General features: G+C 58.5%; 1 pseudogene. It reads right to left on the reverse strand.

Annotated features, from left to right (window positions below):
- Positions 1-64: 64 nt before the first annotated feature.
- Positions 65-347, reverse strand: a pseudogene (locus tag SB765_RS28475) (DUF58 domain-containing protein); the annotation flags it as partial.

A 347-nucleotide genomic window follows, 5' to 3' on the forward strand; every position in this document is an offset into this window, starting at 1 on the left:
GCTTGAACACTGCGTGTTGTCGGCTCGGTCAGGCGCTTGTCCTCGACCGGGCCGTACGCCTTTTTTAGAAAGCCCCAGCTTTTTTCCAGCTCTGATAACGCGTGACCAACTTGGCTCCCAACTCGGACGGCAGGGCATCGAGCACCGATAGCCCATGGGCGTTCAAACGATCATGCAGTTCATTGCGGGTGTTGAGGTAGTCAATCGCGCCACTGTAGGCCAATGCTTCCGACAGGGTCTGCACGGGGACTTGGCGCAGTTCATCGAGGACATGTTCTCGCAGGCTGGCCACCATCACCCGGTGCTGCCGACTGATACGGTTGACGGCAGTCATGAGTGCCTCATCG

The sequence above is a fragment of the Pseudomonas sp. SIMBA_067 genome, assembly GCF_046534675.1.
Classification (GTDB): Bacteria; Pseudomonadota; Gammaproteobacteria; order Pseudomonadales; family Pseudomonadaceae; genus Aquipseudomonas; species Aquipseudomonas putida.